The 19,952-nt window shown below is 70.9% G+C and carries 22 protein-coding genes; 13 read left to right on the top strand and 9 right to left on the bottom strand.

Annotated elements, in window-relative coordinates; genetic code table 11:
* Nucleotides 1–485: 485 nt before the first annotated feature.
* On the top strand, nucleotides 486–5,699 hold the full coding sequence (locus ACFYP4_RS15680; protein ID WP_388786232.1) for a DUF6531 domain-containing protein: 5,214 nt from the start codon (nucleotides 486–488) through the stop codon (nucleotides 5,697–5,699).
* A gap of 10 nt (nucleotides 5,700–5,709) precedes the next feature.
* Nucleotides 5,710–6,033: a hypothetical protein gene (locus ACFYP4_RS15685; RefSeq protein ID WP_358854505.1), complete on the top strand. Its 324-nt coding sequence runs from the start codon at nucleotides 5,710–5,712 to the stop codon at nucleotides 6,031–6,033.
* A gap of 20 nt (nucleotides 6,034–6,053) precedes the next feature.
* Here ACFYP4_RS15685 and ACFYP4_RS15690 read toward each other — a convergent pair whose 3' ends face one another.
* Nucleotides 6,054–6,212 carry a CorA family divalent cation transporter gene (locus ACFYP4_RS15690; protein WP_388785773.1) on the bottom strand — a complete coding sequence of 53 codons (159 nt, stop codon included), beginning with the start codon at nucleotides 6,210–6,212 and terminating at the stop codon, nucleotides 6,054–6,056.
* A 144-nt stretch (nucleotides 6,213–6,356) separates the two neighbouring features.
* Between ACFYP4_RS15690 and ACFYP4_RS15695 the strand changes: the two genes are divergently transcribed.
* Together ACFYP4_RS15695 and ACFYP4_RS15700 are read left to right on the top strand one after the other, a co-directional pair.
* Nucleotides 6,357–6,773, top strand: coding sequence for a putative adhesin (locus ACFYP4_RS15695; protein WP_388785775.1), 417 nt, complete (start codon nucleotides 6,357–6,359; stop codon nucleotides 6,771–6,773).
* Between the two features lie 19 nt (nucleotides 6,774–6,792).
* Complete coding sequence (locus ACFYP4_RS15700) at nucleotides 6,793–7,212, top strand: hypothetical protein (RefSeq protein WP_358854507.1); 420 nt, start codon at nucleotides 6,793–6,795, stop codon at nucleotides 7,210–7,212.
* Between the two features lie 237 nt (nucleotides 7,213–7,449).
* On the opposite strand, the gene ACFYP4_RS15705 is transcribed toward ACFYP4_RS15700, so the two are convergent.
* Nucleotides 7,450–7,911 (bottom strand): nuclear transport factor 2 family protein, encoded by a 462-nt coding sequence (locus ACFYP4_RS15705; RefSeq protein ID WP_358854508.1) that lies wholly within the window; start codon nucleotides 7,909–7,911, stop codon nucleotides 7,450–7,452.
* Between the two features lie 104 nt (nucleotides 7,912–8,015).
* Here ACFYP4_RS15705 and ACFYP4_RS15710 point away from each other — a divergent pair, with 104 nt between their 5' ends.
* Entirely contained in the window at nucleotides 8,016–8,594 is a 579-nt protein-coding gene (locus ACFYP4_RS15710) for a TetR/AcrR family transcriptional regulator (protein ID WP_388785777.1), read from the top strand.
* Nucleotides 8,595–8,688: 94 nt separating this feature from the next.
* On the opposite strand, the gene ACFYP4_RS15715 is transcribed toward ACFYP4_RS15710, so the two are convergent.
* Together ACFYP4_RS15715 and ACFYP4_RS15720 are read right to left on the bottom strand one after the other, a co-directional pair.
* Nucleotides 8,689–8,892: a cold-shock protein gene (locus ACFYP4_RS15715; protein ID WP_037622929.1), complete on the bottom strand. Its 204-nt coding sequence runs from the start codon at nucleotides 8,890–8,892 to the stop codon at nucleotides 8,689–8,691.
* Nucleotides 8,893–9,100: 208 nt separating this feature from the next.
* Complete coding sequence (locus ACFYP4_RS15720; protein ID WP_358852035.1) at nucleotides 9,101–9,583, bottom strand: nuclear transport factor 2 family protein; 483 nt, start codon at nucleotides 9,581–9,583, stop codon at nucleotides 9,101–9,103.
* Between the two features lie 208 nt (nucleotides 9,584–9,791).
* On the opposite strand from ACFYP4_RS15720, the gene ACFYP4_RS15725 reads away from it, so the two are divergent.
* On the top strand, nucleotides 9,792–10,235 hold the full coding sequence (locus tag ACFYP4_RS15725) for a nitroreductase family deazaflavin-dependent oxidoreductase (RefSeq protein WP_358852036.1): 444 nt from the start codon (nucleotides 9,792–9,794) through the stop codon (nucleotides 10,233–10,235).
* A gap of 128 nt (nucleotides 10,236–10,363) precedes the next feature.
* Here the strand turns inward: ACFYP4_RS15725 and ACFYP4_RS15730 are convergent, their stop codons facing one another.
* Entirely contained in the window at nucleotides 10,364–11,338 is a 975-nt protein-coding gene (locus ACFYP4_RS15730; protein ID WP_358852037.1) for a cation diffusion facilitator family transporter, read from the bottom strand.
* 405 nt (nucleotides 11,339–11,743) lie between these two features.
* On the opposite strand from ACFYP4_RS15730, the gene ACFYP4_RS15735 reads away from it, so the two are divergent.
* A complete protein-coding gene (locus ACFYP4_RS15735; protein ID WP_358852038.1) occupies nucleotides 11,744–12,049 on the top strand; it encodes a DUF4235 domain-containing protein in 306 nt (101 codons plus the stop codon).
* A gap of 70 nt (nucleotides 12,050–12,119) precedes the next feature.
* Here ACFYP4_RS15735 and ACFYP4_RS15740 read toward each other — a convergent pair whose 3' ends face one another.
* On the bottom strand, nucleotides 12,120–12,512 hold the full coding sequence (locus tag ACFYP4_RS15740; protein ID WP_358852039.1) for a VOC family protein: 393 nt from the start codon (nucleotides 12,510–12,512) through the stop codon (nucleotides 12,120–12,122).
* 314 nt (nucleotides 12,513–12,826) lie between these two features.
* Between ACFYP4_RS15740 and ACFYP4_RS15745 the strand changes: the two genes are divergently transcribed.
* Nucleotides 12,827–13,189 (top strand): DUF1304 domain-containing protein, encoded by a 363-nt coding sequence (locus tag ACFYP4_RS15745; RefSeq protein WP_358852040.1) that lies wholly within the window; start codon nucleotides 12,827–12,829, stop codon nucleotides 13,187–13,189.
* On the top strand, nucleotides 13,186–13,767 hold the full coding sequence (locus ACFYP4_RS15750) for a TetR/AcrR family transcriptional regulator (protein WP_358852041.1): 582 nt from the start codon (nucleotides 13,186–13,188) through the stop codon (nucleotides 13,765–13,767). The genes ACFYP4_RS15745 and ACFYP4_RS15750 overlap by 4 nt, the downstream gene beginning before the upstream one ends.
* Nucleotides 13,768–13,796: 29 nt before the next feature.
* Here ACFYP4_RS15750 and ACFYP4_RS15755 read toward each other — a convergent pair whose 3' ends face one another.
* The gene (locus ACFYP4_RS15755; RefSeq protein ID WP_388785781.1) at nucleotides 13,797–14,744 is read right to left on the bottom strand and encodes a GlxA family transcriptional regulator; all 948 of its coding nucleotides are present in this window, start codon (nucleotides 14,742–14,744) and stop codon (nucleotides 13,797–13,799) included.
* A gap of 70 nt (nucleotides 14,745–14,814) precedes the next feature.
* Between ACFYP4_RS15755 and ACFYP4_RS15760 the strand changes: the two genes are divergently transcribed.
* Both ACFYP4_RS15760 and ACFYP4_RS15765 read left to right on the top strand, forming a co-directional pair.
* Entirely contained in the window at nucleotides 14,815–15,765 is a 951-nt protein-coding gene (locus ACFYP4_RS15760) for an NADP-dependent oxidoreductase (protein WP_358852043.1), read from the top strand.
* 313 nt (nucleotides 15,766–16,078) lie between these two features.
* Nucleotides 16,079–16,504 (top strand): anti-sigma factor antagonist, encoded by a 426-nt coding sequence (locus ACFYP4_RS15765; RefSeq protein WP_388785784.1) that lies wholly within the window; start codon nucleotides 16,079–16,081, stop codon nucleotides 16,502–16,504.
* Between the two features lie 34 nt (nucleotides 16,505–16,538).
* On the opposite strand, the gene ACFYP4_RS15770 is transcribed toward ACFYP4_RS15765, so the two are convergent.
* Both ACFYP4_RS15770 and ACFYP4_RS15775 read right to left on the bottom strand, forming a co-directional pair.
* On the bottom strand, nucleotides 16,539–17,492 hold the full coding sequence (locus tag ACFYP4_RS15770; RefSeq protein ID WP_358852045.1) for a ribose-phosphate pyrophosphokinase: 954 nt from the start codon (nucleotides 17,490–17,492) through the stop codon (nucleotides 16,539–16,541).
* Nucleotides 17,493–17,633: 141 nt separating this feature from the next.
* Entirely contained in the window at nucleotides 17,634–18,368 is a 735-nt protein-coding gene (locus tag ACFYP4_RS15775; protein WP_388785786.1) for an alpha/beta hydrolase family protein, read from the bottom strand.
* A 180-nt stretch (nucleotides 18,369–18,548) separates the two neighbouring features.
* Here ACFYP4_RS15775 and ACFYP4_RS15780 point away from each other — a divergent pair, with 180 nt between their 5' ends.
* Both ACFYP4_RS15780 and ACFYP4_RS15785 read left to right on the top strand, forming a co-directional pair.
* A complete protein-coding gene (locus ACFYP4_RS15780) occupies nucleotides 18,549–19,241 on the top strand; it encodes a DUF4230 domain-containing protein (protein WP_388785788.1) in 693 nt (230 codons plus the stop codon).
* Nucleotides 19,242–19,420: 179 nt separating this feature from the next.
* Nucleotides 19,421–19,786 carry a cupin domain-containing protein gene (locus ACFYP4_RS15785; protein WP_358852048.1) on the top strand — a complete coding sequence of 122 codons (366 nt, stop codon included), beginning with the start codon at nucleotides 19,421–19,423 and terminating at the stop codon, nucleotides 19,784–19,786.
* The last annotated feature ends 166 nt before the right edge of the window (nucleotides 19,787–19,952 follow it).

Consider the following 19,952-nt stretch of genomic DNA (forward strand, 5'->3'; position numbering starts at 1 on the left):
GGGGATGGTTCTGCTCGTCCGCCATACTGGGTTCGCAATCGAGCACCCTGTCCGGACACCGCTCCGCGATCTGCCGTTGGCCCGCCGTCGACGGCGCGTTCACGTGCGCCGTACGGCAGTTGAGTGCACGTTCCAGCCATTCAATGGGGAACGTCGGCCGCCGCGGGCGGACGATCAGGCACGGGACGGCCGAGCCCTCCGGACGTCATCGCTTCTCGGCCAGATCTCGCATAGCGCGTTAGTTCGAACGCTTTGCGGATCAAGAATCACCTCGGCCCTTTTCACAACTGCCCCACAGGTGATGCACCATGCGCGCACAAGCGCAAAGACTCGTCATAGCCGTCCTGACCCTGGCCCTCCTGGTGATAGCCGGTGTCACCCCGTCCTGGGCGTCGCCCCGGGACCGACCGCCGTCCGCGGTCCCGGCAGCCATCGCCCAGGCCAAGCCCCGCACGGCCGCCGATCTGCCGAAGCCGCCCAAGGCCATGACGCTGGCCGAGCGGCGCAAGCAGGTCGAGAAGGAGCGGCACGAACTGTCCCCGATGCGGGCCTACATGGACGCGCCGGAGCGGACGGCCAAGGGCACGCCCCACCGTCGCCCGGACCCGAAGGGCATCAAGCGCGGTCCGGCCGCCGACCCCGACGCCGGGGCGGGCGCGCGGGGACTCGCCGCGGCGCCCGGGAACCCGGTGTCGGTGTCGGCCTGGGCGACCGCCTACCCGGGGCTGCTGTCGATCGGCGGGCAGGTGAAGCTGCCGCTGCGGGGATCGACGTACAGCGGGATGTGGCTGTACGTCATGGACGAGGCGGGCAACCCGGTCGTCCAGCAGGAGATCAAGAAGTCCACCGACGACCCCAGCGGCAGCACCCCGCCCACCGGAGCCTGGTGCTACGACTGGTGGGCGAGCAACTCCTACCCCACCGACCAGTGTTTCTGGTGGGCGAACAACGCGCTGGGCGGGAAGCTCCAGGACGGCAAGAAGTATTACGCCTGGGTCTTCCTGACCGCCTCCGACGGTTCATCGAGCCCGGGCGGGACCACTTCGCCGCTGGTGGAGGCGTTCTACACCCCGGTGATTCCCGGCGCGCAGGCGGGCATCTGCACTTGCTACGCGCAGGCGCACCGCGCCGACCCGGTCAACACCGCGACCGGCATGTTCTTCGAGCAGCTCACCGACGCCTCGCTCGTCAGCCCCGGCGTGCCGATGGTCCTGGAACGGACCTACCGTTCGGACTCGACGGCCGTCGGGCTGTTGGGGCGCGGCTGGGCGACGCCGTTCGACGCGAAGCTGACGCTCGCCACGGGGAAGGCGACCTATCGGACGGGCGACGGCGCGTCGTTCGTGTTCACGCAGGCGAGTGACGGCACGTACACCGCCCCGGCAGGCTCAGCGGCCAAGCTGGTCAAGGGCACGAGCACGTACACGATCACCACACCCAACCACACCAAGCGGACCTTCGACAGCACCGGTCTGCTCACGTCCGTGGTCGACAAGGCGGGCAAGGGCCTGAGTCTGACGTACACGTCGGGCAAACTCACCGCCGTCAAGGACGCCGCCGGCCGCACCACCACCTTCACGCCCGGCACCGACGGCCTGCTGTCCAAGGTCGGCCTGCCGGACGGAACTTCGGTGTCCTACGGCTACACCGGCGGCCTGCTGACCTCGGTCACCGACCCGGCCGGCCGGACGTCGGCGTACGCGTACGGCACCGACAAACGGCTGTCCTCGTACACGGATCCGGCGGGTGGAAAGGTCACCAACACCTACGACTCCGCAGGCCGCGTCAAGTCCCAGACGGACCAGAACACCAAGACGACCACCTTCACGTGGGACGGCAAGAGCGAGTCGCACACCACGGCCCCGGACGGCGGGGTGTGGACGGACGTGTACGCCGGCAACGTCCTGATGGAGACGATCGACCCGTACGGCAAGAACATCACCTACGACTACGACCGCTACCTGCGGCCCGTCGCCATCACCGACCAGCGCGGCAACACCACGTCGATGACGTACGACAGCGCCGGGCGGATGCTCACCCGCAAGGCGCCGACGGCTCTCGGTTACGGGGAGAGCTGGACCTACGACACCGCGGGCAACATCACCAGCCACACCGACGGCCGCGGCAACAAGACGACGTACACGTACAACACGTCCAACCAACTGACCTCGGCCACCGACCCGCTGGCCGGCAAGACGTCGTACACCTACACCACCCTCGGTTCGCTGGAGACGGTGACCAGCCCCCGCGGCAAGGTCACCACCTACGGCTACGACCCGGCAGGCAACCGGACGTCCGTCACCACCCCGCTGGGCGAGAAGACGACCTTCACGTACGACAAGGCCGGGCGGATCCTGTCCAAGACGGACCCGCGCGGCAACGCCGACGGCGCCGACCCGGCTGCTTACACCACCACTTATTCCTACGACGGCCGCGGGCTGCTCACGTCGGCCACCGACCCGCTGGGCCGCACCACCACCTACGCCTACAACGGCGCCGAGCAGTTGACGTCCGCGAAGAACCCGGTGGGCGACACCGCCACGTTCGCCTACGACGACGCCGGCCACCTGACCCGCACCACCGACCCGGCCGGCGAGTCCGTCACCCGCACCTACGACGCCGGCGGGCGTCTGGCCTCGGAAACCGACGCGGCGGGTGGCAAGACCACCTACACCTACGACAAGGTGGGCCGCCTGCTCAGCAGCGTCTCACCGCGCGGCAACGTCTCCGGCGCCGACCCGGCCGCCTACACCACGAATTACGCCTACGACGCGGCCGGCAACACCACCAAGGTCACCGGACCCACCGGCGCGTCCACCTCCACGACCTACGACGCGATCAACCGGCCGCTCGTGGTCACCGACCCGCTGGGCCACACCACCGGCCACACCTACGACGCCAACAGCAACGTCACCAAGGTGACCGACGCCGCGGGCAAGACGGTCACCTCCGTCTACGACAAGAACAACCGGGTCACCAGCAGCACCGACCAACTGAGCAAGACCACCACCTACGCCTACGACGCCGACGGCAACCTGCTCAGCCGCACCTCACCGCTGGGCAACAAGGAGAGCTGGACCTACGACGGCGACGGCCGCCAGGCCACCGCGGTCGACCCGCGCGGCAACGTCACCGGCGCCGACCCCGCCCAGTACACCACCACCTACGGCTACGACCCGGCGGGCAACCCCACCACCGTCACCGATCCGCTCGGCGGTGTGGCCACCACCGCTTACGACGCGGTGAACAACGTCGTCAAGCAGACGGACGCCGACAAGCGCGCCACCGCCTACGGCTACGACAAGCTGGACCAGCTCACCGAGGTCACCGCCCCCGGCGGCGCGGTCACCGCCTACGGCCACGACAAGCTCGGCAACGTCACCTCACGCACCGACGCGAGCGGCCACGTCACCACCTACGGCTACGACGCGGCCCGCCGCCTCACCTCGGTCACCGACCCGCTGAAGCGGGAGACGTCCTACGCGTACGACGCCGAAGGCCACCTGACCAAGAAGACCACGCCCCGCGGCGCCACCGGCTACACCTACGACCCGCGCGGCCTGCTCACCAAGACCGACTACTCCGACTCCACGCCCGACGCGACGTACGGCTACGACGACGCCGGAGACATGACCCTCCGCGCCAACTCGAAGGTCTCCGAAGACTTCGTCTACGACGCGGTCGGCAACCTCACCAAGACCCGCGGCTTCGCCTACACCTACGACGCCGCCGGGCACATGCTCACCCGCAAGTACTCCGACGGCGACACGATCACCTACACCTACGACTCGGACGGCCGCACCGCGACCATGGCCGCCGACGGCAAGACCACCACGTACACCTGGGACCCGGCGGGCAACCTCACCAGCTCGGCGCTGCCCGACACCGAGACGGAGGACCGCACGTACGACCGTGCGGGCCGTCTGACCGCCGTCACCTCCGCCAAGGCGGGCACCACGGTCACCAAGACCGCGCTCACCCTGTCCGCGGCGGGCCTGCCCTCCCGCGTCGACGTCACCCGGGCCGGCGTCGGCACCGGCGGCTACGACCTCACCTACGACGCGGCCGGCCGCCTCACCTCCGGCTGCGCACCGCAGCCCTGGGTCACCGGCTGCGCCGCGAGCCGTACCACCTCCTACACCTACGACAAGGTCGGCAACCGCCTGACCTCCACCCTGGGCAGCACCTCCACCGACTACGCCTACGACGACGCCGACCAGCTCACCTCCACCACCACCGGCACCGCCACCACCGCCTACGACTACGACGCCGAGGGCAACCAGACCAAGGCGGGCGCCGACACCTACACCTACGACCTGGCCGGACAGATCTCCGCCGCCACCGTCGCGGGCACCGACTACACCTACGACCACGACGCCGACGGCAACCAGGTCACCGCCTCCACCGCCGGCACCGTCACCAACCGCACCCAGTGGGACCCCAACGCCCCGCTGCCGATCCTGGCCACCGAGTACGACAGCGCCTGGGCCGTCAAGCAGTCCTACCGCTACGACCCCCTCGGCCAGCCCACCGCCACCAAGAACGGCGCCGGGAGCCTCTTCTACTACCACCACGACACCCAGGGCTCCCCGGTCGACGTCACCGGCAGCACCGGCACCGTCCACCAGCGCTGGGCCTACGACCCGTTCGGCACCCGCGTCCTCAACACGGTCACCGGCGGCGCCCCCGCGAGCACCCCGTCCTACACGGGCGCCCGCTACGAGACCACCACCGGCAACCTCGACCTGCACGCCCGCCAGTACGACACCGACACCGGCCGCTTCACCAGCCCCGACCCGGCGACCCGCGGCCAGTCGACGCCGTACGTGTCCCCGTACGCCTACGCCGACAACGTCCCCACCGCCCTGACCGACCCCAGCGGCCGCACCCCCGAAGACCCCGACGACGAGCACGTCCACAGCGTCGGCCAGGTCCTCAGCATCTTCGGCAACGCCTTCGTCGACGTCGTCAAGTCCCCCTTCGTACTCGCCGGAGACCTGCACGACGCCTTCACCGGCGAGAACGGCGGCGCCGGCGCCTTCGCCGACAAATACCTCCCCGTCCGCCCCGCCTACCGCCTCTACCGCGCCGAGTACATGCTGCGGCAGCAGGGCTGCGACGCTCTCGCCGACCAGTACGCCGACGCAGCCGACGAACTCACCCAGCAGATCGTGCTCACAGGGGTCGGCGGCCTCACCGGCTGGCGTCGTGCGGCGGTCGAGCCCAGGGCGCCGGGCCGATTCGGGCCGGGCGCAGCCCATTCCGACGATCCGGCGCTGAGGGGAGCGAACCCCTATATCCCTCGCGGTTTCAGCGCGCTGACCTACAGCGAGTTCACTCAGAAGCTCTACTCCGGCCTGCGTGCGGCTGGGTACGACGACTCCACGGCCATCTTCCAAGGGAGTTCCGTCACGGGGCGAAGCTTCAGGACGGGGGAACCATTCCGACCGGAAAGTGACTTTGATATTGCTCTCGCCGGTAACAGCATCTTCGCACAGGCAAAGAAAGCCGGTGTGGGACTCCGGTCACAGGGCACTCGGACCGGCTCCTTGTCCGATGAGAATCTTCGGAAGATGCGTCTGACGGGCCTTGCCGAAGAGCTCTCGGAAGCGGCTGGACGGGACGTCCATTTCATGATCTATGATTCCGTCGAGAGCGCAACCGGCCGCGCACCGAGCATCATCGCGCCGCGAAAGTAACGGAGGAAACATGATGGGGCATCGCTACTATCTCTACGGCTCCGGCCAGATGAGCCTGTCGGAGGTTTGCGATGCCCTGTCCGTCTCCCTGGGGGCGTCATTCGAATCCCGGCACAGTGATTTCAAGGGAGGAAGGTACTACCTCCTGCGAGATCAGGCGTTCGGGAAGATCACGGTGGAGGAGAACTGGGAGGACGAAGAGGGGTATCTCGCGGAACCCGAATTCCCGGAATATCCCACGCTCGCCTACGTCTCCGAGCCGACCGCACGCACGCTCTCGACGCTCGAAACAGCGGGATATCTCCGGCGTCTGAGAGTGTCATGCATCGAATGACGTGCCGTGCGTGCGGTCGCTCAGAGCCAGTCGCGCCGCTTGAAGACGACCGTGCAGAGCGGGGCCATCAGCAGGATGGCGAAGGAGTAGCCGAGGCGCCAGTGCAGTTCCGGCATGTGGTCGAAGTTCATGCCGTAGAACGCCGAGCGTGCGGCAGCCCAGGAGGCCCATCGGCTCACCAAGGCACCGGGCGAGTTCTGTGACGACGGTACGGGGCTGGCCTGCGTGGCCGGGATCGACGCGGCCGGGGCGGTACGCCGCCTTGAGGCGCCACCGGAATCGGCGCGCTGAGCGGCTGGCGGCGCGCCGCCGTAGCGCCGGAGGTGCGTGGTCACGAGATTCCCACGCACGGCAAGGGAGTAGGCCCCGCCGCGGAACGGCTCCCCGGCGGACGCCCTGACGGGCAAGCCGTCATCGCAGGCCACGGCTGGTACGTCCGTGGCACCGGCGACACGCAGATGCCCAGTGGTACCTGGGGCTACTTCTACGTGGAGGACGGTGTAGGTCTCCGCCAGTCCGTCGGACTCGCGGTCGAGCAGGGTAAGAAGATCAAGCCCACGGAGATCGTCGGGCCCGGCAAGACGCTTCCGAACTACACCGTGGCGCCGGTCAGTGACCTCAGAATGATGAGCGGATCGATCACAGTCAGCAAGGACACCCTGCTCAGTGAGATCCTCAAACCCAACATGGGGCCGGTTCACCTGTCGATCTGCCGGAAGCACTGCGATCCGCGGCGCTGAGGAGGAAGAGGAGCAACGCATGACCTACTACGCCGACCTGACGCGCTACTCCTACGACGAGTCGGATCGTGAAATGCTCAACGTCGGCTGGCTGGCACTCGGGCACGACTACCCCACGGGGATCGTGGACGACCGTGTGGTGGACGCGCTCAAAGTGCTCAGCGCCGACTACGACAACCAGATGCGCGGTGTGCACCATTGCGAGTTCTGTCGCACGGACCGGCCCGTCGTCCGCGGCGGCCCGTCCCTGGACACCGAAGTGTGGCTCGGATCAGCCGAGATCCGGGTACGTGGCGCGGACGGCACGCTCTACGCCGCACCCAACCTGGTGATCCACTACATCACGGAACACCGGTACTGCCCGCCTGAGAGCTTCTGTAGCGCGGCAGTCGGGACGGCGGGGATCGAAACGGCCGGACAGCTCACCATCACCGAGTGAATGGGTTCCGGACCGCGGCCTTCGGCGCACGTGCACGAAGGCAGCGGTCCGGAATCGACGCATGGACAGGTCCGGCTTGCGCACCTCCCCGGCGAGCTGCCGCACGGCCGTCCTCGGTTCCGCGCCAATGAAGCAGGCCCGCCGCGCGTGCATTGCGCAGGGTGCCGTCGGTCCTCGCTGCAACCCCTGCATGTACGCAAGCCTCGCAGCTCACGACCGGGATGATCCAACCGACTGTCACCAGCGCAGGGGGAAGCCGGCCCCCCGTTCCGTCTCCGGGCGCGGGCCCCGGATCCGGCGGTCCTTCTCCTCGATCCGTACGTCGTTGATGCTCGCCTCCCGGCGCGTCATCAGGCCGTGCTCGTCGAACTCCCACAGTTCGTTGCCGTAACTGCGCCACCATTGGCCGTCGGGGTCGCGGGACTCGTACTGGAAGCGCACGGCGATGCGGTTGCCGTCGAAGGCCCAGAGGTCCTTGCGCAGCGCGTACTCCGACTCCCGCGCCCACTTGGCGGTCAGGAGTTCCACGATCTCGGCGCGGCCCCGCACGAAGGTGTCGCGGTTGCGCCAGACCGAGTCCTTCGAGTAGGCGAGCGAGACCCGGTGGGGGTCGCGGGTGTTCCAGGCGTCCTCGGCCGCCTGGACCTTCTGGGCCGCGCTCTCGCGGGTGAAGGGCGGAAGCGGCGGACGGTCACTCATGGCGTGCTCCTCGTCGGGGGTGCCGCACACCGGGAGAACGGTCGTTCTCCCGGCGGCTGCTAACGTAGAGAACGATGGTTCTCGCGTCAAGGAGTGGACTCCGCATGGACAGCACGGCCGCCCGCGAGCAGGCACTCGCCCTCGCGCGGGAACAGGCGCTGGACGCCGCCGAGGAGCTGTTCTACGGCCGCGGCATCCAGAGCGTCGGCATGGACGACGTCCGCACCGCGTCCGGCGTCTCGCTCAAGCGGCTCTATCAGCTGTTCCCCGCCAAGGAGGTGCTGGTCGAGGCGTATCTGGAGCGGCGTGACGTCCGGTGGCGCCGGCGTCTCGCCGCGCATGTCGAGGGGCACGAGGGGCCGGCCGAGCGCGTTCTCGCGGTCTTCGACTGGCTGGGGCGGTGGTTCGGCGAGCCCGGGTTCCGAGGCTGCGCGTGGATCAACTCGTACGGGGAGCTGGGGGCCGCCTCACCGCGCGTGGCCGCCCAAGTCCGTGCGCACAAGCAGGCGTTCAAGGACTATCTGGTGGCGCTGGTGGCCGCGGCGGGACTGCCCGACGCTGTCGGCGAGCAGGTGCACGTGCTCGCCGAGGGTGCCATGGTCACCGCGGGCATCGAGCAGGACACGGCACCTGCCGCGTGCGCCCGGGAGGCCGCCCGGGTGCTGATGGACGCCTGCCGTTGAGGCCTGTCGGCGGAGGCATGCGGCTCGCGCCGAAGGCGGTGTGCGACAGCCGAACCGGCCCGGTCCGTAGCGGGCCGGGCCGGTTCGGTCGGGGTCAGGCGGGAGTGATGTTCTCCGCCTGGGGGCCCTTCTGGCCCTGGGTGATGTCGAAGGTCACCGCCTGGCCTTCCTGGAGCTCACGGAACCCGGTCGCGTTGATGTTGGAGTAGTGCGCGAAGACGTCCGGCCCGCCGCCGTCCTGCGCGATGAAGCCGAAGCCCTTTTCGGCGTTGAACCACTTGACGGTTCCGCTGGCCATGCTGATGCCCTCCAGTTGAGATCGGGATCCGCACCGCGCGGGCCCCGGAGGTGATCGCCCGGGCTCACCGTCACAGCAAAGCGCCCGCGCCGGAGCGCGGGCAGGTACGGCGAACCACGACATCTGACGAAGACGCTACACGGCGAATCCGGCCCCCACCAGAGAGCAAGGAGAAGATCCGGAGAGAAATTCGCGCCTCCGTTCGGGCTCAGGTGCGGGCGGGGGCGGGCCGCGCGTCGCCACCGGGCGCGGGCGGCTCGAAGGCGCGGGCCACGGCGAGGCTGTCCTCGTACACGTGGTGCCGGGTGACGAGACCGTTCTCGACGGTGAGGTGCAGGGCGAACCGGGCCCGGTAGTCCCGTCCGGTGACCGCGGCCGTCTGCCGGATCTCGCCCAGCACGACCGCCTCGTCCCCGTCGACGAGGACACGCTCGACCTCGGTCGCCGCCCGGCCGGGCACATGATGTGCGCCCAGTTCACGGTAGTGCGCGGCGGCGTCGGCCCGCGTGGACCGGTGGCGGATCCAGGGGGTCGCGGCCCGCCCGTGCTCGTCCTCGGGCCAGCTGAGCTTCCAGTCGCCCGTCTCCGCGTACAGCGCGGCGATCCGCTCGGGGTCGCCCTCGCCGATCCGGCGCAGCAGTTCCTCGATCACGGCACGCGTGGCGGGGGTCCGTTCGGTGGCTGCGGACATGAGCTCGCTCCCTCTTCTGTACGGTGGGCCGGCCCGCGGCTTGCGTCCCTCGGTGCGCGGCCCTGATGTTCTGACGACGCGTCCACCGTGCCCGACGCCGACGGCATGGTCGATTACCCGTCGGGTAAGGGCGTGGGTGACTTGCGTGCGACCCGGGTTGAATCTTGACTGGACGACGCCAGTACGACGCGACGATGGGACGGCAGACATGCCTCTTCAGGGCGAGTACGAACCCAGCCCCACGCAATGGGTGCGCGACCAGGTGGAGTTGTACGAGAGCTCCGGCGGGACCCGGGGGACGACCCTGGGCGACACGGGCCTCCCGGTCATCATCCTCACGACCAAAGGCGCCAGGAGCGGCAAGATCCGCAAGACCCCGCTGATGCGGGTGGAGCACGACGGCAGCTACGCGGCCGTCGCCTCGCTGGGCGGCGCGCCCAAGCACCCGGTCTGGTACCACAACGTGAAGTCCGACCCGCATGTCTCGCTCCAGGACGGGCCGGCCCACCATGATCTGACCGCCCGTGAGGTCACCGGCGAGGAGAAGGCCCTCTGGTGGGAGCGGGCGGTCGCCGCGTACCCGGCGTACGCCGAATACCAGGAGAAGACCGACCGCGAGATCCCCGTCTTCGTGCTGGAGCCGACGGACTGAGCCCACCCGACGGACTGAGCCCACCCGGCTCCCGGCCCCCGGCTCCCGGCCCCCGGCTCCCGGCTCCCGGGCACCCGTAGCCCGGTGAACCGGTCCGCGTGGCCTCGCGGGCCCCGGGCACGCCGACGTCAGACCCCGCCGCGCTCCCCCGTGGCGGCGGGGCTCTCCGCCGCCGCCTTCCGTGCGGCACGCGCGTCCGTCACGTCGAGGAATATCTGGTCGGCCGCCGGCACCAGGTGGGCGACGGACCGCTTGATGCGGACGGCGACGTCCTCCACCTCCTCGCTGTCGAGCCCGGGGACCAGGTCGACGCGGGCGGCCACCAGCGTGGAGTCGAGACCCATCTTCATGGTGAGCAGCGCCTCCACGCTGTCGATCTCGGGCTGCGCCGCCAGCACGGCGCGGATCCGGTCGCTCAGCTCCTCGTCGGCCGCCTCTCCGACGAGCTGGGCGCGGGCGTCGCGGCCCAGCCAGAAGGCGACGCAGACGAGCAGCGCGCCGATGGCCAGCGAGGCCGCAGCCTCCCACACGACCTGGCCGGTGACCATGTGCAGCGCCATGCCGATGATCGCGAGCGCCACGCCGAGCACCGCGGTGCCGTCCTCGGCGACGACGGTGCGCAGCGCGGGGTCGCGCAGTTTGCCGCCCTGCTTGCGCACCTGGTGCAGCGCCCGCACCAGGGAGGCACCCTCCGCCACCAGGGCCACCCCGAGGACCACGAGGCCCGTCACATAGCCGGAGAACGACTCCTCGGCACCGCTCCTGAGTGCCTCGACGCCCTGGAAGACGGAGAAGCAGCCGCCCATCACGAAGATCCCGACGGCCGCGAGCAGGGACCAGAAGAACCGCTCCTTGCCGTAGCCGAAGGGATGGCGCCGGTCGGCGGGACGGCGGCTGCGGCGCAGGGCCGCCAGGAGGAAGACCTCGTTCAGACTGTCGGCCACCGAGTGCGCCGCCTCGGAGAGGAGCGCGGGCGAACCGGACACCAGACCGCCCACCGCCTTTGCGACGGCGATCAGGAGGTTGGCGCCCAGCGCCACCAGGACGGTGACGCGTGTCCTGCGGTCGGAACTGTTCGGCTGCTGCGTCGAGTCGTTGGTCACAGGCCCCGGATGCCCGAGCCGGGCACGCTCACACGGTGACGTCGGCGGAAATCGGGGAACTCCTCCCCATCCTCGCCATGCGCCGCATGCGGCGCATGGAAGAAGGATGACCCGGGCGGCGTAAGCGTGTTCGCGCGCTTCCCGTCGGAAATCGTGCCGCTGGGCCCGGATCGGTCCGGCCGGCTGACACCGCGTCACCGGGCGGAACTCGGCGTCCGCCCGTACGGCGACGGGACGCGGCCCGGCCCGGTGCGCGAGAGTGGGAGACACCGGCACAGGGGCGGCCCTGATCCACGGAGAGAAGTGTCACCCGACCCCGGCCTGCGTATTCGCCGCCGATAGGGACACACGCCAAGTGTCCGGCGACACCCCGGAGGCCGGCCGAGAGGCAACAAGGAGATCCACATGTCGAAGAAGACGAAGAAGAAGTCGCTCCCCCTCGCGTACAAGCCCGTCGGCTTCGTGCTCGGCTGGGCGGGCGGCACGCTGGCGGGAATGGCGTTCCAGGCCACCTGGAAGGCCATCCGTCACGAGGACAACGCACCGGACGCGCTGGACAAGGACCGCGGCTGGGGCGAGGTGCTGATCGCGGCGGCCGTCCAGGGCGCCATCTTCGCCGTCGTCCGCAGCGCGGTGGACCGTACGGGCGCGAAGGCCATCGAGCGCTCGACGGGCGTCTGGCCGACCAGCGACAAGACCGGCCGGGACTGAGCCCCGGCGGCGCACGGGCACGGAACGTGCCGGTGCCGCCCGGCGGCGGTCCGAGGACAGCCGCCGGGTCTCAGCCCTGTTTGGGGGCCGTGGCGGGGATGAGCCGCAGGGTGAAGGAGTGCCCGGCCGGGTCGGCGTAGCCGCGCTCCTCGTAGGGTCCGGACGCGTCCTTGGTCTCCAGCGGGCGGCCGCCGAGGCCCACGACCCGGCGCTCGGCGTCGTCGAGGTCGTTCACGTGGAAGTCCAGGTGCGCCTGGAGCGAGTTCTCGGGGCGCGGCCAGCTCGGCGGCGTCGCCATCACATCGCGGCGGAACGCCATCCGCAGGCCGTCGGCGGACCTGATCTCGACCCGGTTGGCGGTCGCGTCCGTCTCCTCGGCGTCCAGCAGCTCCTTGTAGAAGGCGGCCAGCTTCTCGGGCTCGGAGCAGTCCAGCACCACGACGCCTGTCACTTCCAGTCCCATGATTCCTCCGTGCGGTCCGGGGCGCGGGTGACGGCGTCACTCGCTGCCCTGCGCTGCCCGGGTACCCGCCGCCCCGGGAGATCAGTCGGGTGCCGGCCCTCCGCGTCACCCGCCTTGCCACCCAATCGAATTGACGCGACGTCCGATCCCGACGGGCCGGGACGCGCCCGCGCCGTCGCCGGGGTGCTGCGCGAGCTGCGTGCGGCCATGGGTCCCGCGGTGGGTCTTCAGGCTCGGACCACACTTCATGGACAGCCGTCCAGGTATATTGGACACTTGTCCATGAAGAGTGTCGTCGCGGGAAGTCGGTGGACATGCAAACAATCGCGAATGTGCTGGTCGGGCTGGTGGCCTCGCTGCACGTGTACATCCTGGTCCTGGAGATGTTCCTGTGGGAGCGGAAGCCGGGCCGGGGACTGCACGGCTTCGATCCCGAGCTGGCCAGGGCGACGGCCCCGCTGGCCGCGAACCAGGGCCTCTACAACGGCTTTCTGGCCGCCGGTCTGCTGTGGGGCCTGATCGCGGCGGATCCCACCGGGTTCCGCGTCCAGGTGTTCTTCCTCGGGTGCGTCGTGGTCGCGGGGGTGTACGGCGCGGCCACCGCGAACCGCCGCATCCTGGTCGCCCAGGCGCTGCCGGGCGCCCTCGCGCTGGCCGCCGTGCTGGCCGCCCGTTGACGCCGCAGGACGACCGGAGCCGGGACGGGGCGCGGGACCCGCGTGCCGCGCGCACCAGGGCCCGGCTGCGCGCGGCGCTGCTCGACGAGTGCGCCCGCCGCCCGCTGGAGGAGGTCGGGGTCGCCGCGCTGGTCCGGACGGCCGGGGTCGGCCGGGCCACGTTCTATGTGCACTACGCCGACCTGGAGGCACTGGCGGTCGACGCCTGCGCCGAGGTCGTACGGGACGCGGTGGACGCGCTGCACGCGTGGCGCGGCCGCCCCGATCCGGTGTCGGCGCCGCCCGCCCTGCTCGCCTTCTTCGCCGGGATCGCCCCACACGCGGCCCTGTACCGCGCGCTGTTGAGCCCGGGTGGCGGCGGGCCGCTCGGCCGGGTGCTCCACCGCGACCTGCGCGCCCGCAGTCTCACCGAGCGGGAACTCGCCGGTGCGGCGGACGCCCCGCTGGTCGCCTCCGCGGTGGCCGCCACCTTCGCCGGAGTCCTCGGCGACTGGCTGCACGGCCTGATCGAGGCCACGCCGGACGGGATCGCCCACCAGGTCTGGCAACTGCTCGTCGCCCTGCACCGGAGCCGCTGAGACCGGAACCGTCCCGACGCCCGTAGGCCCTAACGCACTGCCTGGAACGTACGCCGGTAGGCCTGGGGGGAGACGCCGATCGCGGCGTGCAGGTGCTGGCGCAGGGAGGCGCCCGTCGCGAAGCCGACCTCGCCGGCGATCTGGTCCACCGGCAGGTCGCTGGCCTCCAGCAGGTGGCGGGCGCGCGCCACGCGCTGCTGGGTGAGCCAGCGGCCGGGGCTCATACCCACCTCGTCGCCGAAGCGGCGGGCGAAGGTGCGCAGGCTCATCCGGGCGTGCTCCGCGAGGTCGGCGAGCGTCAGGGGGTCACCGAGGCGTTCGAGGGCCCACTGGCGGGTGGCCGCCGTACCGGCGGCGGAGGGCGCGGGGACCGGCTGTTCGATGTACTGCGCCTGGCCGCCGTCCCGCCAGGGCGGCACGACACAGCGGCGTGCCACCTTGTTGGCCAGTTCGCTGCCGTGGTCCTTGCGGATCAGATGCAGGCAGACGTCGACACCGGACGCGGCGCCGGCCGAGGTGAGCACGGTGCCGTCGTCGACGAAGAGCACGTCGGGGTCGAGGTCCACCGCCGGGAACATGGCGCGGAACTCGTCGGCGAGCTGCCAGTGCGTGGTGGCCCGGCGCCCGTCGAGCAGACCGGCCGCCGCCAGCACGAAGGCACCGGTGCAGATCGAGACGATACGGGCGCCGGGCCGGATGTGCGCGAGCACGGCCGTCAGCTCGTCGGACAGCCGCGAAATGACGTACGACGGGGTGATGGGCGGGATCACCACGGTGTCCGCGGTGGCGAGCACCTGGGGGCCGTGCTCGACGGTGACCGAGAAATCGGCGTTCGTGCGGACCGGACGGCCGTCGACGCTGCAGGTCAGCACCTCGTACCGGCCGTCCGCCGCACCGAAGATCCGGCTGGGGATGCCGAGCTCGAAGGGGTAGACCCCCTCGAGGGCGAGCACCACGACGCGCTCCACGGATTGCATGGCAGGATTCTATCGGACAGTGACCATTTTGCCATTTCCCTGGCGCGCGGTCCCCGGCAGGCTGGACCCCATGAGCACTGAGAACACGATGCGCGCCATTCGTCAGACCGTCCTCGGCGGCCCCGAGGTACTGGAGGAGGCAGAGGTGGAGCGGCCCGCCCCGGGGCCGAGCGAGGTGCTGGTGCGGGTGCGCGCGGCGGGAGTGAACCCGACCGACTGGAAGCACCGTCAGAACGGCGGATTCCTCAAGGAGCCGCCGTTCGTCCTCGGCTGGGACGTCTCCGGTGTCGTCGAGGCCGTCGGCCTCGGGGTCACCCTCTTCGAACCCGGGGACGAGGTCTTCGGAATGCTGCCCTATCCGTTCGGCGTCGGCTCGCACGCCGAGTACGTCACGACCCCGGCCCGCTCCCTGGCCCGTAAGCCGGCGTCCGTCGACCACGAGCAGGCCGGCGCGCTCCCGCTCGCGGCGCTGACCGCCTGGCAGGCCCTCGTCGACACCGCCGACGTGCGGCCGGGACAGCGCGTGCTGATCCACGCCGCCGCCGGCGGGGTGGGTCACCTGGCGGTGCAGATCGCCAAGGCACGCGGCGCGTACGTGATCGGGACGGCCAGCGCGGGCAAGCACGACTTCCTGCGCGAGCTGGGGGTCGACGAGCCGGTCGACTACCGGGAGACCGACTTCGCCGAGACCGTCCGGGACGTCGACGTCGTACTGGACACCATCGGTGGTGACTACCGGTTCCGCTCGCTGCGCGTGCTGCGCCCGGGCGGTCTCCTCGTCACGATCCTGCCGAGCGGCGCGACGGACTTCATCGAGGAGGCCGGCAGGCTGGGTGTCCGGGCGGTGGAGATGCTCGTCGAGGCCGACCACGCGGGGATGAACGCGATCGCCGGACTGGTCGAGTCGGGCGAACTGCGCGCGACCATCGCCGGTTCCTTCCCGCTGGCCGAGGCCGCCGAGGCACACGCCCTCGGCGACACGGGCCGCACGACGGGGAAGCTGGTGCTGACGCTCCCGTAACGCGAGAAGAGCCGCTGCGGCCCGGTCCGGACGAGGGCCGGGCCGCACCCGTCCCGCCCCCCGCGCCTCGTTCAGCCCCGCTCCCCCCGGCGGCTCGCACGACCCGTCCAGGACTCGCCGATCAATTCCAAGACATATGTCAATCGAACATGCTGGAATTCACTCTCACGGGGGTAACTTGCAAAGCAAGGAACGGTTTTGCAACCACGGGTGCCCGGATGACGTGTCCAAAAGAAGTCGTCACCCCGGCCCCCGGTGACTCCGGGCCCCGCGACCAGCAGCGGGGCCAGCAGCCGGTTGGAGGCGATGTCTCGTGCGGCACGAACCTGCACCCCTCACCCGGCAGCTGCGGATACACCGGTACCGGGGGTACACCGTGCTGGAGCTGCACGGAGAGATCGACATCAGCGCGGCGCTCGACATCATCCCGGTCCTGGACGCCGAGACCGGTCGGCCGGCCCCGCGGATCGTGATCGACCTGCGGCCCGTCGAGTTCTTCGACTGCTCGGGGCTGCGTCTGCTCTACCGCGCCCGGCACCGCGTCGCCTCCCGCGGCGGCGAACTGCACCTCGTCTGCACCCACCCGCTGACGCTGCGGATCATCCGCGTCACCGGCCTCGCCCGCGTGCTGCCGCCGGCGGCCTCCCCGGACGAGGCGATCGGCGGTGCCGCGGCGGCGTCCCGCTCCAGACCGCTTCCGGGTCTGCCCGAGCACCCCCTTCCCACGTATCCGGACTGATCCCCGGGCCTCCCCGGGGGGCCACGCGGGCCGGTCAGGCGGTCTCGGGGGCGTCGAACAGGGCACTGACCGACTCACCGTTGTGGATCCGGCGGACCGCCTCGGCCAGTGCCGGGGCGATGGACAGGACCCGCAGCTTGTCGGTGCGTTCCCCCGCCGCGATCGGCACGGTGTTCGTGCACACGATCTCCAGGACGTCGGGCTGTTCGCTCAGCCGCTTGAGGGCACCGGCGGCAAAGAGGCCGTGCGTGCAGGCGACGCGGATGGAACGCGGTCCCAGCTCCCGCAGCCGCCCCAGAAGTTCCAGCACCGTGCTGCCCTTGGCGATCTCATCGTCCAGGACGATGACGTCCCGCCCGGCCACGTCACCGATCACGGAACTGATGCTCACCCGGTCGTCCGCGAACCGCTGCTTGGCGCCGGCGGCCACCTGGGCCCCGAGCATCCGCGCGAACGCGGCGGCCTCCTTGGCGTTGCCGAGGTCCGGCGACACCACCGTCGTGCGCGACAGGTCGTAGCCCTGGAAGTGCGTGGCCAGCTCACGCAGGGCGTGCAGGTGATCGACCGGCACGGAGAAGAAGCCGTGGACCTGCGGGGAATGGAGCGTCATCGCGAGGACGCGGCTCGCCCCGGCCGCCACCATCAGGTCGGCCACCAGCCGCCCGCCGATCGAGATGCGCGGCGCGTCCTTCTTGTCCGAGCGGGCGTAGGCGTAGTGCGGCATGACCACCGTGATGCGCCCCGCCGACGCACCGCGCGCCGCGTCGCACATCAGCAGCAGCTCGACCAGGTGCTCCTGCACCGGCGCCACCAGCGGCTGCACCAGGAACACGTCCCGCTCACGGCAGTTGGCCTGGAGCTGCACCTCGAGGCAGTCGTTGGCGAAGCGGCTGACCCGGGCGGGGCTGAGGGGTACGCCCAGATGCGCGCAGACCTCGGCCGCCAGCTCGGGATGGGCACTGCCGCTGAAAACGGCGATGTCACGCACGATCCGCTCCTCCAAGATCAGATCCGGACTGCGCGGCACATGCTACGGGCAGGCCGGCGCGCGCCGACGACCGCCTCTCCCCCGACGGGGGCGGCCGGCTGCCTGACGGCGCCGGCACGCCCACCTGCGGGGCGGCCGGGATCAGGCTCCCGACACGGCAGCCTGCGCGAGAACGCGGGCCGTCTGCTGTCCGGCCCGGACCGCGTGCGCGCAGCGGGAGCGACGGCAGCGGCCGAGGCCGGGATCGAACTCGGTCATGACCGCTCCGGCGTGATCGGTGTCCGGTTCCGTGAGACTGGCGGGCCGCCCCCTGTCGCGCAGTGCCTCCAGCAGCTCACGCGAGTGGAGAGCGGGAACGGCCGTGTCCCCGGTGCCGTGGACCAGGTGGACGGGCGTCGGGGAGGCCGACGGCTCCAACAGGTCGTCCATGGGCACGGTTCCCGTACTGCGGGCCGGGACGTCGTAGCGTCCCGCGACACCGACGACCGCGGAGGGGCGCCAGCCGTCGTACCGGGACGACAGCGCGAGACCCACGGCCGCCCCCGCTCCCGCGGACCAGCCGGCCACCACCGAGCGGTCCGTGGCGCCGTCGAAGCGGGCGGCCCGGCTCCGCATGTAGTCGAGCGAGGCGAGCAGGTCAGCGCGTCCGCGGTCGGCGGCCGTGGGATCCCAGTCGGGGACGAACACCAGCAGTCCGTTGCCCGCCGCCTCCTCGGCCAGGGGAGCCAGCATGTCCTTCTCGTCGGCTCCGCTGCCGTGCCAGAGCAGGGCGACGGACACCGGTCCTGCGAGGTGGGGCCGGTAGACGTCGAGGTGCCGCCGGCGGCCGTCCGCCGAGGTGGTGTAGAGCAGGTCGCGGGTGACGGTGATGGACATGTGCGCTGGGAAGACCTTCCGCGGGTTCTGCCCGCCGGGTGGGGCGGCCGGGATCTTTGTCTACCAGCCCCGCCCGGGCGCCGGGCGGGCGGGGCGGGGCCGGCCCGAGGATTCGGCCAACCCGGCGTTGTGGCGGCGGGTTTGGGGGGCACACGGCGTAGAGAAAGGAGGGCTGTCGACATGACGACGTCCACCAAGCAGAAGCCCGCCTCGACGTCCGAGGTCCGGGGCAGGAGGCAGTTGCCCGGCTGGATCAAGGCTCTCGTCGCCTCGGTCCTGGTGATCGCGGTGCTGTTCGCCGGCCTGGCACTCAGCGCGCTCACCGGACTGCGGGACATGTTCGGCGAGGAGACGCACGACCGGACGGGACCCGCGCTCCTGAAGTCCATCCAGAACATGAGCAGGTACGAGGCCGCCTCGGGCAACTTCCAGGTGGTCGTGGACCTGGAGAAGGACGCCAAGCTCCTGCCGGACGCCGTCCGCGGCACCCGCACCCTGTACGTGGGCGCCGGCACCGTGGACGCCTACGTCGACCTCGGCCGCCTGGCCGAGAAGGACGTGTCCGTCAACGACGACCGCACGTCGGCCACCATCCGGCTGCCGCACGCCGCGCTCGGCAAGCCTTCGCTCGACGCCGACCACTCCTACGCCGTCTCCAAGCAGCGCGGCCTCCTGGACCGGCTCGGCGACTTCTTCTCCGACAACCCCAACAGCGAGCGCGCCGTGCAGAAGCTCGCGGTCAAGCACATCGGCGAGGCCGCGGACGACAGTGAACTCGCCGCACGCGCCGAGGAGAACACCACGAGCATGCTCAAGGGCCTGCTGGGCTCGCTCGGCTTCAAGGAGGTGAAGGTCACCTACGGCGCCGCCTGATCACACCGTGCGCACGCCCCCGCGGGACGGCCGCCTCTCCACCTGGCGGCGCCCCGGGAACGGGCGGAGCATGGAGGTGAGGGGTTCGGTCGACGTGGGCGCCGGCCCGAGGACGCCGCGGAGGAGACGAGCACCGGCCCCGGCAGGTGTCGGGCACGGCCCGACCGAAGGGAGCCGTCATGCTTGAGGTCAAAACGGTCGACAAGCCGGACGAGCGGCGCGATTTCCCGCGAGGCCACCTGGAGGCGGTCCACCTCACCGGGCTGGACTTCGCCGTCGGGACCTTCGAGCCCGGGTGGCGCTGGTCCGAGTCCGTGGGACCGATCGCGGGCACGGAAAGCTGCCTGATCCACCACAACGGGTTCGTCGTCCAGGGCCGGATGCGCCTGCTCATGGACGACGGCGCGGAGAGCGAGGTCGGCCCCGGCGACGTCTTCGTCTGCCCGCCGGGACACGACGCCTGGGTGGTGGGGGACGAACAGGTGATCCTGTACGACTTCGCCGGCGGCATGGCTCAGGACTACGCGAAGGCGCGGAACGCCTGAACCCGGTCGACCGGGACAGTTCCGGTCCGCGGGGGGGGGGGGGGGGGGGGGGGGGGGGGGGGGGGGGGGGCGGCCCGGGCCGGCGGGGGGGGGGGGGGGGGGGGGGGGGTTTATAAAAAAAAAAAACACCAACACCGCGGGGGGGGGGGGGACCGGGGGGGCCCCG

The sequence above is a fragment of the Streptomyces sp. NPDC005551 genome (assembly GCF_042871785.1).
Taxonomy (GTDB): Bacteria; Actinomycetota; Actinomycetes; order Streptomycetales; family Streptomycetaceae; genus Streptomyces.

Coding starts and splice junctions, on each gene's coding strand:
- ACFYP4_RS15680 (WP_388786232.1), top strand. CDS start 486: ATGACGCTGGCCGAGCGGCGCAAGCAGGTCGAGAAGGAGCGGCACGAA.
- ACFYP4_RS15685 (WP_358854505.1), top strand. CDS start 5,710: ATGATGGGGCATCGCTACTATCTCTACGGCTCCGGCCAGATGAGCCTG.
- ACFYP4_RS15700 (WP_358854507.1), top strand. CDS start 6,793: ATGACCTACTACGCCGACCTGACGCGCTACTCCTACGACGAGTCGGAT.
- ACFYP4_RS15705 (WP_358854508.1), bottom strand. CDS start 7,911: ATGAGTGACCGTCCGCCGCTTCCGCCCTTCACCCGCGAGAGCGCGGCC.
- ACFYP4_RS15710 (WP_388785777.1), top strand. CDS start 8,016: ATGGACAGCACGGCCGCCCGCGAGCAGGCACTCGCCCTCGCGCGGGAA.
- ACFYP4_RS15715 (WP_037622929.1), bottom strand. CDS start 8,892: ATGGCCAGCGGAACCGTCAAGTGGTTCAACGCCGAAAAGGGCTTCGGC.
- ACFYP4_RS15720 (WP_358852035.1), bottom strand. CDS start 9,583: ATGTCCGCAGCCACCGAACGGACCCCCGCCACGCGTGCCGTGATCGAG.
- ACFYP4_RS15725 (WP_358852036.1), top strand. CDS start 9,792: ATGCCTCTTCAGGGCGAGTACGAACCCAGCCCCACGCAATGGGTGCGC.
- ACFYP4_RS15735 (WP_358852038.1), top strand. CDS start 11,744: ATGTCGAAGAAGACGAAGAAGAAGTCGCTCCCCCTCGCGTACAAGCCC.
- ACFYP4_RS15740 (WP_358852039.1), bottom strand. CDS start 12,512: ATGGGACTGGAAGTGACAGGCGTCGTGGTGCTGGACTGCTCCGAGCCC.
- ACFYP4_RS15745 (WP_358852040.1), top strand. CDS start 12,827: ATGCAAACAATCGCGAATGTGCTGGTCGGGCTGGTGGCCTCGCTGCAC.
- ACFYP4_RS15755 (WP_388785781.1), bottom strand. CDS start 14,744: ATGCAATCCGTGGAGCGCGTCGTGGTGCTCGCCCTCGAGGGGGTCTAC.
- ACFYP4_RS15760 (WP_358852043.1), top strand. CDS start 14,815: ATGAGCACTGAGAACACGATGCGCGCCATTCGTCAGACCGTCCTCGGC.
- ACFYP4_RS15775 (WP_388785786.1), bottom strand. CDS start 18,368: ATGTCCATCACCGTCACCCGCGACCTGCTCTACACCACCTCGGCGGAC.
- ACFYP4_RS15780 (WP_388785788.1), top strand. CDS start 18,549: ATGACGACGTCCACCAAGCAGAAGCCCGCCTCGACGTCCGAGGTCCGG.
- ACFYP4_RS15785 (WP_358852048.1), top strand. CDS start 19,421: ATGCTTGAGGTCAAAACGGTCGACAAGCCGGACGAGCGGCGCGATTTC.